The following is a 12,690-nucleotide window of genomic DNA, read 5'->3' on the forward strand; positions in this document are numbered from 1 at the left end:
ACTTATTCGATCTAACGGTAATGATGGCGTCCTACAAATCGCTTCAAATCCGTCCTCGTTAGCATTGGCAGGTCGCGGGGGGACGGCTAGCTATTCGGAGCCACCAGACCGGAGCTCAAGGATCGCCTTTCCGGAAACCAGCTTTTTGATGGCCAGCGTGTTTTCGGCACCCGATGTTTTTGCTGGGATTTCGATCTGAAGCTGCCGTCCAGAAAACAGAAGCGGGTCATCTAGGTGCGGCGATGAAACGACATTATGGTCAATCAACACATCTATGTCCATGCCGACATGACGCGCGGTAAATTCGGACAAATTTCGGGAGCCGTCGGAAGTAAGGGTTAGCCGGATTCGATTCTTTTGGCTTGACCGCGCAATCACTTCTCCGCTCGCGACCTGCAATTGAACAGTTTCTGCTATTGCGGGAACCGCCCATGAGACTGAGCAAGAAAAGACAAACGCAGCCATTTTTGTTCTCATTCGATCACTCCGATCCCGGCCTCGTTCTGGTCGCATGCCTCGTTGACGGCGGTGCCTTAAGGAGTAACTACCCGCAACTTTGCGACCTCAGGTCCAACCACCGCGATGAACAATCCGGGGTCGCCGAGAGCCCGCGCCGATAGCATCGCCCCATGAACGGAAGCCATCAGCATCTGGGCCTGCTGTTCCGGCCTGTCCAGCCGGAACAGCCCCTGCTCGACGCCGGCCTCCAGCACCGAGGTCAGCCATGCCGCCAGATTTCGGAAGTGGGCGCGCACGCGTGATGCCACCTCGTCGGGCAGCATCTGCATTTCGCCGGCAAGCATGGCGCAGACGCAGAAGGGCTGCGCGGCGTTCTCGATGCAGGAACGCCAATAGTCGATGTAGAACTGCAGCTGATCGGCAGGGCTTGCCGCCTGCTCGCGCAGCGACTGCAAGCCCGCCGCCGCCTGCCTGGTGTAACGATCCACCAGCACAGAGACCAGCTCGGCCTTTGTCGGAAAATGATGGTGGATGCTCGCCTTACGAATGCCGATCGCATCCGCAATGTCAGCATAGCTGAAGCCGTTATAGCCGCCCGCCACGATGAGCGACTGGGCAATATCGAGGATCTTATCCGATGTCGAAGCCATTGATTTCATGTAGTCGCCTACCTTCTGGTAGGGAGATTGTCAAGCCCTGGTGCTCCGTTTCCCTTCACAACAAGGTGTATGGAAACCGCATTGACTCCACTTTGCGGCCTTCCTACTAGTAGGTAGACAAAAACGGAGTCTGCTCATGCAAACCGAATCTTCGAACCAGTCCGACTGGTTGCGATCCTACTATTTCTTCCGCGCCGCATTCTCGGTCCTCTGGATTGCCGCCGCCATTGTCTTTGCCGGCCAGCCTGGCGCGGCGGCCTTTCTGCTGGTGATCTATCCCCTGTGGGATGCGCTCGCCAATCTGGTCGACGCCCGGGTCAATGGCGGCCTGCGGACCAATTCGTCGCAGACGCTGAATGTCGTGGTCAGCACGGTCACCGCGCTCGCCGTCAGTATTGCGCTTGGTAAGAGCACCCATGCCGTCCTCGCCGTTTTCGGGGCCTGGGCGATCCTCTCAGGCCTATTGCAGCTCTATACTGGTGTGAGGCGCTGGCGCACTGAAGGCGCCCAATCGGTGATGATCCTGAGTGGCGCGCAATCCGCCCTGGCCGGCGGCTTCATGATCGGCCGATCGCTCGGCACGGTCCCGCCGACGATCCTCGATATCGTGCCTTACACGGGTTTCGGCGCGTTCTACTTCCTGCTCTCCTCGATCTGGCTTGCCGTCGCGGCCTATCGCAGGGCGGACGCATAGGCACTATCCGGCTCTTGCGGCGGTAGGCTTGCCGCCGCTGGAAGCCGGGCACGACGCACTCATGATCTCGGCGATGCAAGAGATTTGCGGAAGACGATGACATCCTTTCGCGCTATGAAGGGCAATCACAGTCCCCGCGCCCAGCCTCCGAGGTCACTCCTATGGCTTTGAAAGTTCTCTTCATTGGCGGCACCGGCCAGATTTCCTATCCTTGCGTCGAACGCGCCGTTGCCGCAGGCCACCATGTCGGCGTCTACAATCGCGGCTTGAGAGACGCCGCCCTGCCCGCCGGTGTCACCTCGATCGTCGACGAATTGGGGTCGAGCGCTTACGCCGATCTCGCCAGGACCAATTATGATGTCGTCTGCCAGTTCATCGCCTTCACGCCGGATCAGGTCGCGCGCGATATCGAGGTCTTCTCGGGCAATTGCAGCCAGTACATCTTCATCTCCTCGGCTTCGGTCTACGAAAAACCCCCGCGCCACTACGTGATCACCGAGGAGACGCCGGCGATCAATCCGTACTGGCCATACAGCCAGGCCAAGATCGCCTGCGAGGAACTGCTCAAGAAGTCCGATAACCTCGCCTGGACGATCGTCCGCCCCAGCCACACCGTCCGCACCGGCCTGCCGATCATGATGGGCGACAGCGATATCATGGCAAGACGCATGCTGGACGGCGACCCCATCATCGTGGCCGGCGACGGCCACACGCCCTGGACGCTCACCCGCTCGATCGATTTCGCCGTGCCTTTCGTCGGCCTTTTCGGCAAAGAGGCGGCGCTAAAAGAGATTTTTCACATCACCTCCGATCGTGCGCACCTCTGGAACGATATCCAGAAGACCATCGCAAGATTGCTGGGCGTGGAAGCCAAGATCGTCCACGTCCCAACGGACACGCTGATCAAGTACAATCCGGAATGGATCGGCCCGCTCCTCGGCGACAAGGCCTGGACGGCCATTTTCGATAATTCCAAGGTCAAGCGCGTGGCGGGCGATTTCGCCTGCGCCGAGAGCCTGGATGAAATCCTGGCAGACTCGATCATGCACCTCAGGCAGCGCCTTGCTAAGGGCCGGCCGCCGAGGGATGAACTCGATGGGCTGATTGACAGGATTTGCGCGGAGCAAGGTGGGCTTGGTTAGGATACGGCAGGCAGCGAGTGGTGGCGACAGCGCACTCGCCCGTGGGACAGGCACAGGGAGTTTGGAGCGACGTTCTCGCCCATGCTCCTCCCCTCTCGTTGGAACGCGGCATCCTCCAACATCCCTCATCCTGGGCGCGCAGGCCAAAGGCCGGAGCCTCGAAGGACGCGCTCCACCGCTGCTCCTTGCCTACATCCGAAGCCGGCGCACCCGCCTTGCCCTTCGAGGCCACTCACGGGGCACATCAGGGTGAGGCTCTATCGACCACCCGCACCTATTCCAGCCGCCGCGCCTCCACCGGAGCTTCCTGCTTGAAGCCGTCGAAGAAGCGCCCGCCATGCAGGGCAAGTTCCCGATCGGCGAGAGCCAGGAGCCAGGCGCCGTCACCCTGCACCGCCAGCCTGAACGCGGCATCGAATTCCGCGGCCAGTTCCGCATCAAGCTTCATCATGAGCCGCGGCGCCCACTTGCCGCGGCCGGTCCATGCGCCGCGCCCAAGCAACATCAGATCGGCGAGCTTCTGGTAGAGAGCCGCCGCGATGGCAGCGATTTCTTCAGGCGGTCGGTCGCCGCGCAGGTCGTCGGCGAGATCAGTGACTTGATAGCGCAGCATATCATAGCTCGGGCTATCGAGAGGCTTCGGCCCCGCGGCGAGAACGCCCGCCGCCTTCGCCTGGATGAGGCGCCCACGCTCGACATCGGGTCCGATAATGCTGCCTGTCGCAACCATATTGACCATGACAGGACAGCCGCTCTCCGCGTCCTGATGGAGATAATGCGCCAGCGTCTGCGGATCATGGACGAAGGCTTCGACCGGAAAACCGTCTTCAGTGAAGGATTCCCGCCAGGCTCTGCCGAGCGACGAAAACACGACGACGAGATCAATGTCCGAAAAGGCAGCCCCCTCGCCGCGCATGATGGATCCGGAAACATAGGCGAAGGCGGCCCCGGCATAGCGGCTGGCGAGAGAGCGGCGGGCGGCGGCGCGCGCCCGCTCGGCAAGAATCTGTTTCTGGATATCGTCCACGTTCTCGTCCTCGAATGCGGGAGACGAGCGGCAACAAAAAACCCGCTCGTTTCCGGCGGGTTGGTGTCTTCTGCAATGAACGGAATTCAGTTCACGCGTCTGCCACCCACCGCCAAACGGTGGTCGTAGACATCGTGGAGACTGCGAAAATCCTGCTCATGGACGCAAGTTATCGCCCGCCGGCAACAGCGTCAATCCGCCAAGCACGCTTCCCCGCCGCACTGTTTTCCGTCTAAGATGCGCCCAAAGACTCGTTGAACAGGAAGGCCCGCCATGCCCCATCCCGCCACCGTCATTCCGCGTCCCGCATCGGTTTTGCTGCCGGTCGAAGGCAGCGACGAGCGTTTCCCGGTGCGCCGTGTCTATTGCGTCGGGCGCAATTATGCCGACCATGCGATCGAGATGGGTCATGATCCCAGCCGCGAACCGCCCTTCTTCTTCCAGAAGAACGCCGATAATCTGCTGCCGCCCGGCAATGCCTTTCCCTATCCGCCGCTGTCGAACGACGTGCATTACGAGGTGGAATGCGTGCTGGCGCTGAAATCGGGCGGCGCGAACATCCAGGCCGAGAATGCACTTGACTGCGTCTACGGCTATGCCGTCGGCATCGATTTCACCCGCCGCGACCTGCAGGGCGAGGCCAAGAAGCTCGGCCGCCCCTGGGAGCTCGCCAAAGCCTTCGAACATTCCGCCCCTGTCTCGGCGATCGTTCCGGCAAGCCGTCTCGGCCATTCCGCCGACGGCCGGATCTGGCTGGAGCAGAACGGCAGGCGCGTGCAGGACGGCGACCTCAACCAGATGATCTGGAAGGTGCCGGAGATCATCGCCGAACTGTCGAAGCTCTTCGTGCTGGCGGCCGGAGACGTGATCATGACCGGCACGCCGGCCGGCGTCGGCGCGGTTGCCAGAGGGGACCGGATCACCTGCGGCATCGACGGCGTCGCAAAGCTGTCGGTCGACATCGTCTGAGGAGAGGTCCATGCCCGTCTACGCGCTTGGCGGCCTGACGCCGAAACTGCCGCCCGCCGGCCTTCACTGGATCGCGCCGGATGCGCATGTGATCGGCGATATCGAGCTGGGCGAGAATGTCGGCATCTGGTTCGGATCGGTGCTGCGCGGCGACAATGAGAGGATCACGATCGGCGCCGGCACCAACATCCAGGAAGGCGTCATGGCCCATACCGACATGGGCTTTCCGCTGACGACGGGCAAGGGCTGCACCATCGGCCACCACGCCATCCTCCACGGCTGCACGCTCGGCGACAACGTGCTGATCGGCATGGGCGCGACCATTCTTAACGGCGCCAGGATCGGCAACAACTGCCTCGTCGGCGCCAGTGCGCTGGTGACGGAGGGCAAGGAATTCCCCGACAATTCCCTGATCGTCGGCACGCCGGCCCGTGTGGTGCGGGTGTTGGATGAGAAGGCTGTCGAGGGTATCCGCCGTTCGGCGGAAAATTATGTAGCGAATTGGCAGCGGTTTGCGCGAGATCTCAGGGCGATTGGGTGATTGGCGGTGGCCGTGGCGCCCTCGTCCTTCGAAGCGCCGGCTGGCAACCTCGGCCCAGCCACACGGCATACAACCCTCATCCTAGGATGCGCAGACTAAGGGCCGGAGCTTCGAAGGCCGAGGCGGGTGACAGGCGCTTCCAATCGCTTACCAAACACCCGGAATCCAGCGCCAGCGCACCCGTTCCATATACTCCGCATATCCTTTAAGCCCTTTGCGCAACTCCGCCTCCTCTCCGAGCGTCCGGCCAAAGAGCACGACGACGAGCAGCCCCACGGGGATCAACGCATAGAGCGACCCGAGTGACAGCGCTGTCCCGGCGGCGAGCAAAATGGCGGTTGCATAGCCGGGGTGGCGGATCACGGCATAGGGCCCACTGTCGATCACCTTGTGGTCGCGGTCGGTCTGGATGCGCACCGTCGGCTCGAAATGCCGGTTGACCGATTGTGCCCAGGTGAGGCCGAGATAGCCCGCGCCCATCAAGAGATAACCGAGGACAACGACCCACCAGGGTTGCGGCGCCCAGTGGAAACGGCCGTCGTCGAACGCGCCGATCGGAAGAATGGCAGCAAAGAGAATGATCGTCAGCGTCGCGACCACGGCATCCCAGCGCTTGGTTCCCTTCTGATATCGGCTGCGCGCCGCGAACAACTCCGAATTCGTCCGCGAGATCGAGACGAGCGCGATTGCTGTCAGCGCCAGGAAGAGGCCGAGAAAGATCCAGCCGCGCGGCCAGGCGAACGTGCCGGCGGGCCAGAACAGTGCGGCAACCATCACCGCGACGGTTATCGCGAGCGATCCGAGCGACGGCGCCGCCGCAAACGAGCGACGCAGCTGGCTGTGTTCCTGCGTCATGACCGTTTTCCGCTCCACCGGGCAAGCGCCTTCTGCTGTCTGCAGCGGCGGCAAAAATCCGACAGTCCTACGCCTGATTTAGGAAGTGAAACGCGCGCGACAACCCGTGGCAAGGCGGCAAATGAAACCGCCTCCGATAACAGACGTCATTGTTTCCGCAGTTGCGTGGCCGGAGACTGCCGTTGCGGCAGTGTTGGATATTGTTGAAAAACGCCTATTCGGCCGCTTCCAGAAACTGGTTCTCTCCGGACGAAGCGGCAAGCGCTCGAACCCTGGCTTCGGTCTTGGCGATCAGCTGATAGAACTCGTCCTGCGCTTCGACATCCAGCTGAATGACGGCATTGACGTCATCGGGGGTATCGCAAACACAGGCGACCGCCGAAATGGGACAGATGCCGCCGGGATAACGCTTACCGGTCCCTGTATAGGCGCGACGGCCCCAGCGCTCGGAATAGACCGTTTCCTCCCGATCGAGATGGAGGATCGTGCCTTTACAGGCGGTCACGATGGCCGCCTTGCCGTAAGCGAACCAATGATAGTTCAGCTTCCGGAGAATATATTTGCCAGTGATGTCTTCGCCAGCCAGTTCGGCAGGGTCTTCTATCATTCGGATCATGAGAGCGTCCTCAACATGAGAGCAATATCCGTCATCTCTACTTGCCTCGCAAGTCGAAAAGTGCAGCTTTTGTAGTAGCTTAGTCACAAAGTGTTTCTGATTCTTACATCTTGCATGCGCCAGGCAGCTTGCCGGCCATGCAATCCATCGTCGAATTTCCCGCCTTTGCACCTGATTCCGCCTTTTCCAGAGGGCAGCCATGCCGCCTTGCGTTTTCCCGCTGACGCCCAATATTTGAAATCCTGGATCGGCAATCAGCCGTCGGATGACGGCTCAACTGGTCCGCCGGTTCACACCAGCAGGAGTGCCCCATGGTCGAAGCCGTCAACAGCATCTCCTCCACAGCTGCGTCCGAGCCCACCAAGGTCGGCATCAGCACCTCGATCGGCTCGGAATCAGACAATGCCTGGGTTGCCGCCCGCCAGTCGCAGATCTTGGCCGATCAGCAGGCATCGAAGGGAGCTGCGGAGACGAATGGTGCGGGCACTCTCATTCCGCATCCGGATCTGCTCGTCGACGAGGAGCAGCATGGAAAGCGGCATGGGCATGCGCGATCGGGCGAAGGAGAAGAGGCCGGGGAAGCAGCGGAACAGCCGCTCCTGTCCGGTGAAAGCGAGCGGATCGGCACCCGCAATTTCGACAAGGATACGCCTTTCGGCGAGCGCGTCGCCATCCTCTGACGAAGTCCCGCTCCGCCGTGTCACAGCCCGTCCACAAGCTGAGCCTCGATCGCCGCCTTGTCGATGACCGACCAGACCTCGATGATTTTTCCGCCGCGAAATTCGTAGATCACGTTTTCGGTGAAGGAAAGGCGCCTGCCGTTCACATCGAGCCCGAGAAATTTTCCTTTCGGCGAACAGTCGAAGCCAAGCCGGCAGGCAACGTAAGGCGGATCGATAAGAAGCATCCGCACATTGAAAGAAAGATCGGGAATCAGATCGAAATCCCGCACCAGCATGGCGACGTAGCCCGCAAGCCCAAGCCGCCGGCCATTATGGACCGCATCCTCGTCGACGAACTGGCCGAGATCGGGCCAGTCCTGCCGATTCAGGCAGGCGATGTAGCCTCGGTAGAGATCGGCAAGTTCGGTTTTGGTCACAGACGAATTCCTTGCGCGGCTGAAGCATTCGGCAGCGGCAGCGAGCGCGCCGCGCTGCGGCTTTCAGCTCAGGAGAACTCGCCGGCGCGGGGACCGGCAAGCGTCACGCGCCAGCCGGTGCGCGACTGGAAATCCTGGGTGGCCAGAAACGTGTAACCCGTCGTGCGCCAGGGCTTCACGGCGCTGGTCAGATTGTCGAGCACATAATCGCCGCCGGCCGTGCGGGCAATCAGAACGACGTGGTTCTGATCATGCGGTCCGATCACCACGGAAAGCGCCAGCCTGTTCGATGGAAAACCCGCCTCGATCAAGTCCTTCATCTTCTGCAGCGCATAATCCTCGCAGTCGCCACGGCCGGCAACCGGCAGTGACCAGACATCCCCATTTCCGGATGACGAGCGATCTTCCGCCGAAACGATACGTCCGTTTACGGCACGATTGACCTTTTGAAGAAGCGCTATTCCCGCCTGCTCGTCCAACTGTTGCGCCACCGTACTGCCGCACAGCCACTTGTACTTGGCGCAGGCCGCAGCGAATCCCACCGGTGCGCCGATGCTTCGCGTCACGGGCAGCGACGATCCCGCAACTGCCTGAAAATGCGGAACAATCACCAAAAATACCGCAAGAGAAAGGAGACGCTTCATGGCCGATTCCCTCTGTTCGTCACGGGAGAATAACACAGCCAGTATAAAAATTTATTAAAATTTTATACTTGTGAATTTAACTGTATTTAATGATTGGAACAGATTAACCATTGTTTATTCTTCATATTAATCCCTTGTTAGTATAAACGTTCTTCCAATTAACGGTTAATTAACCTTGGGAGACGAATGAAATGATCGGCAGAGCAGCAAAATTCAGCCTCGCTGTGGCGTCCCTTCTGGCAAGCAGCAGCTTGGCAACGGCAGCCCCCACAGTTGTTAATTGCAAGGCCGCAGTCCGCGGCACCCTCGAATACAGGCTGTGCATGCCCACGCGGGCAATACAGACCGACAGCAAGTTCGGTCCGAACGATAAGGATCGCAGCAGTCACGACGCGGGTGGCAAGAAGACATCCAGCGCCAGCTCGCACGCCAGCAATGGCAACGGTGGCGATGACGGGGACAGCAAAGACGTCGGCCAAAATGGCGGCAGCGGTGATCAGGGCGGCAGCGGCGACCAGGGCGGCAGCGGCGACCAGGGCGGCAGCGGTGACCAGGGTGGCAGCGGCGATCAAGGCGGCAGCGGTGACCAGGGTGGCAGCGGCGATCAAGGCGGCAGCGGTGACCAGGGCGGCGGCGGCGACCAGGGCGGCAGCGGCGACCAGGGCGGCAGCGGCGATCAAGGCGGCAGCGGCGACCAGGGCGGCAGCGGCGATCAAGGCGGCAGCGGTGACCAGGGCGGCAGCGGCGATCAAGGCGGCAGCGGTGACCAGGGCGGCAGCGGTGACCAGGGCGGCAGCGGTGACCAGGGCGGCAGCGGTGACCAGGGCGGCAGCGGTGACCAGGGCGGCAGCGGTGACCAGGGCGGCAGCGGTGACCAGGGCGGCAGCGGTGACCAGGGCGGCAGCGGCGGCAAGGGTGACAAGGGCGACAAGGGCGACAAGGGCGGCAAGGACGACAAGGGCGACAAGGGCGACAAGGGCGGCAAGGGCGGCAAGGACGACAAGGGCGACAAGGGCGACAAGGGCGGCAAGGGCGACAAGGGCGACAAGGGCGACAAGGGCGACAAGGGCGACAAGGGCGACAAGGGCGACAAGGGCGGCAAGGGCGGCAAGGGCGACAAGGGCGACAAGGGCGACAAGGGCGGCAAGGGCGACAAGGGCGGCAAGGGCGACAAGGGCGGCAAGGGCGAGGAAGATCACGGCCATGGCAAGGGCGGCAACGACGGCACGGGCAGCAGCGGCAATGGCGATGCCGGCAAGGGCGGCAACGACGGCGCGAGCAGCGGCGGCAACGGCGATGCCGGCAAGAGCGGCAACGACGGCGCGAGCAGCAGCGGCAATGGCGACGCCGGCAAGAGCGGCAACGACGGCGCGAGCAGCGGCGGCAACGGCGATGCCGGCAAGAGCGGCAACGACGGCGCGAGCAGCAGCGGCAATGGCGATGCCGGCAAGAGCGGCAACGACGGCGCGGGCAGCAGCGGCAATGATGGTGCCGGCAAGGGCAGCAACGACGGCGCGGGCAGCAGCGGCAATGACGGCGCCGGCAAGGGCGGTTCCGGCAAAAACTGATCGGAACGATTGAGGCGGTTTGCCCGCCACTCGGCTGGCCGGCAGAGCGGGCGAACCCTTTTTTCCTGATGCTCGCGCTTGTCGCGAGCATCTCCGTACGGTCGACACGAGGCAGATCCTCGAAGCTAGCGAAAGCTAGCGCGAGGATGACTCGGACGGAAAAAGGTGGTCAACAAGTGGAGGGCCGGTTTGCCGGCCTTATCTTTTTGATCGCCCTATCGTCGGCAACGGAACGGTTTCCCGTCTTACGCCGCGCAGGCCTCGCACAATCCGCGGATCTCGATCGTGGTCTTCTCCGGCTTGAACTTCTGCCCACGCACCCAGCTCATCAGCCGGTGGTCGACCTCGTGGTCATGGAATTCCATCACCTGGCCGCAGCTTTCGCAGATGGCAAAGGCGACGATGCCGTGGCTGTGGCAATTGTCGCCCGGATGGGCGCAGGCGACGAAGGAATTGATGCTTTCGAGCCGGTGCACGACGCCATATTCGAGCAGTTTCTCCAGCGCCCGGTAGACCTGCAGCGGCGCGCGAAAACCATGGTCGCGCAGCTTGTCGAGGATGGTATAGGCGCTGAGCGGCCCCTCGGCCTTCTCAAGCACCTCGAAGACCAGCGACTGGTTCTTGGTGAGTTGCGGTGTTGTCATGAGCCTTGTCCTTGCGCAAGCGCGCGGCGCCTGACGGGAAGCAGGCTGAGAATGAAGAGGATCAGCGCCGCGACGACGATTGAGGGGCCGGACGGCGTGTCGTAGGTCAGCGAGCCGAACAGCCCGCCGACGACGGCGGCCGCTCCGATCAGCGAGGCGAGCACAGCCATGATTTCCGGCGTGACCGAGAAGCGCCGTGCGGCCGCCGCCGGAATGATCAGCAGCGAAGTGATCAGCATGATGCCGACGATCTTCATGGCAATGGCAATGACGACGGCCATCAGCAGCATGAAGAACAGCCGCGCCCGCTCGGGTCTCAGCCCCTCGGCCTCGGCAAGCTCGGCATTGACGGTGGCAGCCAAGAGCGGGCGCCACAGCCAGGCGATCGCCGCCAGCACGAACAGCCCGCCGCCCCAGATCAGCGCAATATCGGTGGTGGACACGGCCAGGATATCGCCGAACAGGAATGCGATGAGATCAATCCTGACCCAGCTCATGAAGGCGACCATGACGAGGCCGATCGCGAGCGTCGCATGCGAGAGGATGCCGAGCAGCGCATCGGCCGACAGCGCCTGGCGCTTCTGCAGGAAGAGCAGCAGCACCGAGACGAGCGCGGCGACGGCGAAGACCGCCAGCGTCAGGTTGAGTTCGAACAGCAGCGACAATGCGACGCCGAGCAGCGCCGAATGGGCGATCGTATCGCCGAAATAGGCCATACGCCGCCAGATGATGAAGCAGCCGAGCGGCCCGGTCGTCAGCGCCAGCCCGACGCCGGCAAGGATGGCGCGCACGAAGAAATCGTCAAACATGGCGGCCCTCCCCGCTGCGGGAATGGGCGTGTTCATGAGCATGATCGTGCCCATGATGATCGTCATGAGCGTGCGCATGCGTATGCCCATGATCTTGGCCATGTGCATGCTCATGGGAATCATGAGCGTGCTCATGCGGGTGATGTCCATCTCCGGGATGGCAATGATCCGTCACGGAGCCGTCCGCATGCAGCACGCGCCCATCCGGCAGGTGCGTATGATCGTGGTGATGGCTGTAGACGGCGAGCGTCTGGGCCGCCCGGCTGCCGAACAGGCGTACATATTCCGGGCTGCGGCTGACGGCCTCGGGCGTGCCGCGGCAGCAGACATGGCCGTTGAGGCAGATCACCGTATCGGTCTCGGCCATGACGACATGGAGATCGTGCGAGATGAGCAGGATGCCACAACCGCTGGCATTGCGGATCGATTTGATCAGATCGTAAAGCGCGATCTCGCCCGAGAAATCCACTCCCTGCACCGGCTCGTCAAGCACCAGCAGGTCAGGCTTGCGAGCAATTGCCCGGGCCATCAGCGCCCGCTGGAACTCTCCGCCGGAAAGATGCTGCACCTCGGCGCCGATCATATGGGCAATGCCGGCGGCTTCGAGCGCCGCCTGCATATCGCGCTCCGGCAGCGGCCCGGTCAGCGTCATCAGCCGGCGCACCGTCAGCGGCAGTGTCCAGTCGATCGAAAGCTTCTGCGGGACATAGCCGACCTTGAGGCCGGAAAGACGCTCGACCCTTCCCTCGTCGGGCTTCAGCACGCCGATCGCCGCCTTGGCGCTCGTCGATTTGCCCGAGCCGTTCGGACCGATCAGCGTGACGATCTCGCCGCGCGAAACGGAAAATTCGACGCCGCGCACCAGCCAGCGGCCGCCGCGCAGAACGCCGACATCTTCGAGCGAAACCAGCCGTTCGCCCTTGGTATTTGCGGGAGAGAGCATCAAATTTTCCGAAAGCGCTGT

At 62.2% G+C, this 12,690-nt stretch carries 16 protein-coding genes; 6 read left to right on the forward strand and 10 right to left on the reverse strand.

Annotated elements, in window-relative coordinates; genetic code table 11:
• Window positions 1-90: 90 nt before the first annotated feature.
• Together AMK00_RS13820 and AMK00_RS13825 are read right to left on the reverse strand one after the other, a co-directional pair.
• Window positions 91-465, reverse strand: a complete 375-nt coding sequence (locus AMK00_RS13820) for a SecDF P1 head subdomain-containing protein (protein WP_237350401.1) — start codon at window positions 463-465, stop codon at window positions 91-93.
• 68 nt (window positions 466-533) lie between these two features.
• Entirely contained in the window at window positions 534-1,118 is a 585-nt protein-coding gene (locus AMK00_RS13825; RefSeq protein ID WP_064810717.1) for a TetR/AcrR family transcriptional regulator, read from the reverse strand.
• A gap of 136 nt (window positions 1,119-1,254) precedes the next feature.
• Between AMK00_RS13825 and AMK00_RS13830 the strand changes: the two genes are divergently transcribed.
• Window positions 1,255-1,812 (forward strand): DUF308 domain-containing protein, encoded by a 558-nt coding sequence (locus tag AMK00_RS13830; protein WP_064810718.1) that lies wholly within the window; start codon window positions 1,255-1,257, stop codon window positions 1,810-1,812.
• A gap of 161 nt (window positions 1,813-1,973) precedes the next feature.
• Entirely contained in the window at window positions 1,974-2,954 is a 981-nt protein-coding gene (locus AMK00_RS13835) for an SDR family oxidoreductase (protein ID WP_064810719.1), read from the forward strand.
• Window positions 2,955-3,228: 274 nt separating this feature from the next.
• On the opposite strand, the gene AMK00_RS13840 is transcribed toward AMK00_RS13835, so the two are convergent.
• Window positions 3,229-3,981 carry a nucleotidyltransferase domain-containing protein gene (locus AMK00_RS13840; protein WP_064810720.1) on the reverse strand — a complete coding sequence of 251 codons (753 nt, stop codon included), beginning with the start codon at window positions 3,979-3,981 and terminating at the stop codon, window positions 3,229-3,231.
• 273 nt (window positions 3,982-4,254) lie between these two features.
• On the opposite strand from AMK00_RS13840, the gene AMK00_RS13845 reads away from it, so the two are divergent.
• Entirely contained in the window at window positions 4,255-4,950 is a 696-nt protein-coding gene (locus AMK00_RS13845) for a fumarylacetoacetate hydrolase family protein (protein ID WP_064810721.1), read from the forward strand.
• Window positions 4,951-4,960: 10 nt separating this feature from the next.
• Window positions 4,961-5,491, forward strand: a complete 531-nt coding sequence (locus tag AMK00_RS13850; RefSeq protein WP_064810722.1) for a gamma carbonic anhydrase family protein — start codon at window positions 4,961-4,963, stop codon at window positions 5,489-5,491.
• 147 nt (window positions 5,492-5,638) lie between these two features.
• Here the strand turns inward: AMK00_RS13850 and AMK00_RS13855 are convergent, their stop codons facing one another.
• Together AMK00_RS13855 and AMK00_RS13860 are read right to left on the reverse strand one after the other, a co-directional pair.
• Window positions 5,639-6,346 carry a methyltransferase family protein gene (locus tag AMK00_RS13855; protein WP_064810723.1) on the reverse strand — a complete coding sequence of 236 codons (708 nt, stop codon included), beginning with the start codon at window positions 6,344-6,346 and terminating at the stop codon, window positions 5,639-5,641.
• A 214-nt stretch (window positions 6,347-6,560) separates the two neighbouring features.
• Window positions 6,561-6,962, reverse strand: a complete 402-nt coding sequence (locus AMK00_RS13860) for a hypothetical protein (RefSeq protein WP_064810724.1) — start codon at window positions 6,960-6,962, stop codon at window positions 6,561-6,563.
• A 311-nt stretch (window positions 6,963-7,273) separates the two neighbouring features.
• Here AMK00_RS13860 and AMK00_RS13865 point away from each other — a divergent pair, with 311 nt between their 5' ends.
• The gene (locus AMK00_RS13865; RefSeq protein ID WP_064810725.1) at window positions 7,274-7,642 is read left to right on the forward strand and encodes a hypothetical protein; all 369 of its coding nucleotides are present in this window, start codon (window positions 7,274-7,276) and stop codon (window positions 7,640-7,642) included.
• Window positions 7,643-7,662: 20 nt separating this feature from the next.
• On the opposite strand, the gene AMK00_RS13870 is transcribed toward AMK00_RS13865, so the two are convergent.
• Together AMK00_RS13870 and AMK00_RS13875 are read right to left on the reverse strand one after the other, a co-directional pair.
• On the reverse strand, window positions 7,663-8,061 hold the full coding sequence (locus AMK00_RS13870; RefSeq protein WP_064810726.1) for an ester cyclase: 399 nt from the start codon (window positions 8,059-8,061) through the stop codon (window positions 7,663-7,665).
• Between the two features lie 68 nt (window positions 8,062-8,129).
• Window positions 8,130-8,705: a transglutaminase-like cysteine peptidase gene (locus AMK00_RS13875; protein WP_064810727.1), complete on the reverse strand. Its 576-nt coding sequence runs from the start codon at window positions 8,703-8,705 to the stop codon at window positions 8,130-8,132.
• 323 nt (window positions 8,706-9,028) lie between these two features.
• Between AMK00_RS13875 and AMK00_RS33035 the strand changes: the two genes are divergently transcribed.
• Window positions 9,029-10,273: a hypothetical protein gene (locus AMK00_RS33035; protein ID WP_335720554.1), complete on the forward strand. Its 1,245-nt coding sequence runs from the start codon at window positions 9,029-9,031 to the stop codon at window positions 10,271-10,273.
• A 245-nt stretch (window positions 10,274-10,518) separates the two neighbouring features.
• Here the strand turns inward: AMK00_RS33035 and AMK00_RS13885 are convergent, their stop codons facing one another.
• The 3 genes from AMK00_RS13885 to AMK00_RS13895 are packed head-to-tail and all read right to left on the reverse strand — an operon-like array spanning window position 10,519 to window position 12,669.
• Window positions 10,519-10,917 carry a Fur family transcriptional regulator gene (locus AMK00_RS13885; RefSeq protein ID WP_064803581.1) on the reverse strand — a complete coding sequence of 133 codons (399 nt, stop codon included), beginning with the start codon at window positions 10,915-10,917 and terminating at the stop codon, window positions 10,519-10,521.
• Window positions 10,914-11,726 carry a zinc ABC transporter permease subunit ZnuB gene (znuB, locus tag AMK00_RS13890; protein ID WP_064810729.1) on the reverse strand — a complete coding sequence of 271 codons (813 nt, stop codon included), beginning with the start codon at window positions 11,724-11,726 and terminating at the stop codon, window positions 10,914-10,916. The genes AMK00_RS13885 and znuB overlap by 4 nt, the downstream gene beginning before the upstream one ends.
• Window positions 11,719-12,669: an ATP-binding cassette domain-containing protein gene (locus AMK00_RS13895; RefSeq protein WP_064810730.1), complete on the reverse strand. Its 951-nt coding sequence runs from the start codon at window positions 12,667-12,669 to the stop codon at window positions 11,719-11,721. The genes znuB and AMK00_RS13895 overlap by 8 nt, the downstream gene beginning before the upstream one ends.
• Window positions 12,670-12,690: the final 21 nt, after the last annotated feature.

The sequence above is a fragment of the Rhizobium sp. N621 genome (assembly GCF_001664325.1).
In the GTDB taxonomy this organism is placed as follows: Bacteria; Pseudomonadota; Alphaproteobacteria; order Rhizobiales; family Rhizobiaceae; genus Rhizobium; species Rhizobium esperanzae.

Coding starts and splice junctions, on each gene's coding strand:
- AMK00_RS13820 (WP_237350401.1), bottom strand. CDS start 465: ATGGCTGCGTTTGTCTTTTCTTGCTCAGTCTCATGGGCGGTTCCCGCA.
- AMK00_RS13825 (WP_064810717.1), bottom strand. CDS start 1,118: ATGAAATCAATGGCTTCGACATCGGATAAGATCCTCGATATTGCCCAG.
- AMK00_RS13830 (WP_064810718.1), top strand. CDS start 1,255: ATGCAAACCGAATCTTCGAACCAGTCCGACTGGTTGCGATCCTACTAT.
- AMK00_RS13835 (WP_064810719.1), top strand. CDS start 1,974: ATGGCTTTGAAAGTTCTCTTCATTGGCGGCACCGGCCAGATTTCCTAT.
- AMK00_RS13845 (WP_064810721.1), top strand. CDS start 4,255: ATGCCCCATCCCGCCACCGTCATTCCGCGTCCCGCATCGGTTTTGCTG.
- AMK00_RS13850 (WP_064810722.1), top strand. CDS start 4,961: ATGCCCGTCTACGCGCTTGGCGGCCTGACGCCGAAACTGCCGCCCGCC.
- AMK00_RS13855 (WP_064810723.1), bottom strand. CDS start 6,346: ATGACGCAGGAACACAGCCAGCTGCGTCGCTCGTTTGCGGCGGCGCCG.
- AMK00_RS13860 (WP_064810724.1), bottom strand. CDS start 6,962: ATGATCCGAATGATAGAAGACCCTGCCGAACTGGCTGGCGAAGACATC.
- AMK00_RS13865 (WP_064810725.1), top strand. CDS start 7,274: ATGGTCGAAGCCGTCAACAGCATCTCCTCCACAGCTGCGTCCGAGCCC.
- AMK00_RS13875 (WP_064810727.1), bottom strand. CDS start 8,705: ATGAAGCGTCTCCTTTCTCTTGCGGTATTTTTGGTGATTGTTCCGCAT.
- AMK00_RS33035 (WP_335720554.1), top strand. CDS start 9,029: ATGCCCACGCGGGCAATACAGACCGACAGCAAGTTCGGTCCGAACGAT.
- AMK00_RS13885 (WP_064803581.1), bottom strand. CDS start 10,917: ATGACAACACCGCAACTCACCAAGAACCAGTCGCTGGTCTTCGAGGTG.
- znuB (WP_064810729.1), bottom strand. CDS start 11,726: ATGTTTGACGATTTCTTCGTGCGCGCCATCCTTGCCGGCGTCGGGCTG.
- AMK00_RS13895 (WP_064810730.1), bottom strand. CDS start 12,669: ATGCTCTCTCCCGCAAATACCAAGGGCGAACGGCTGGTTTCGCTCGAA.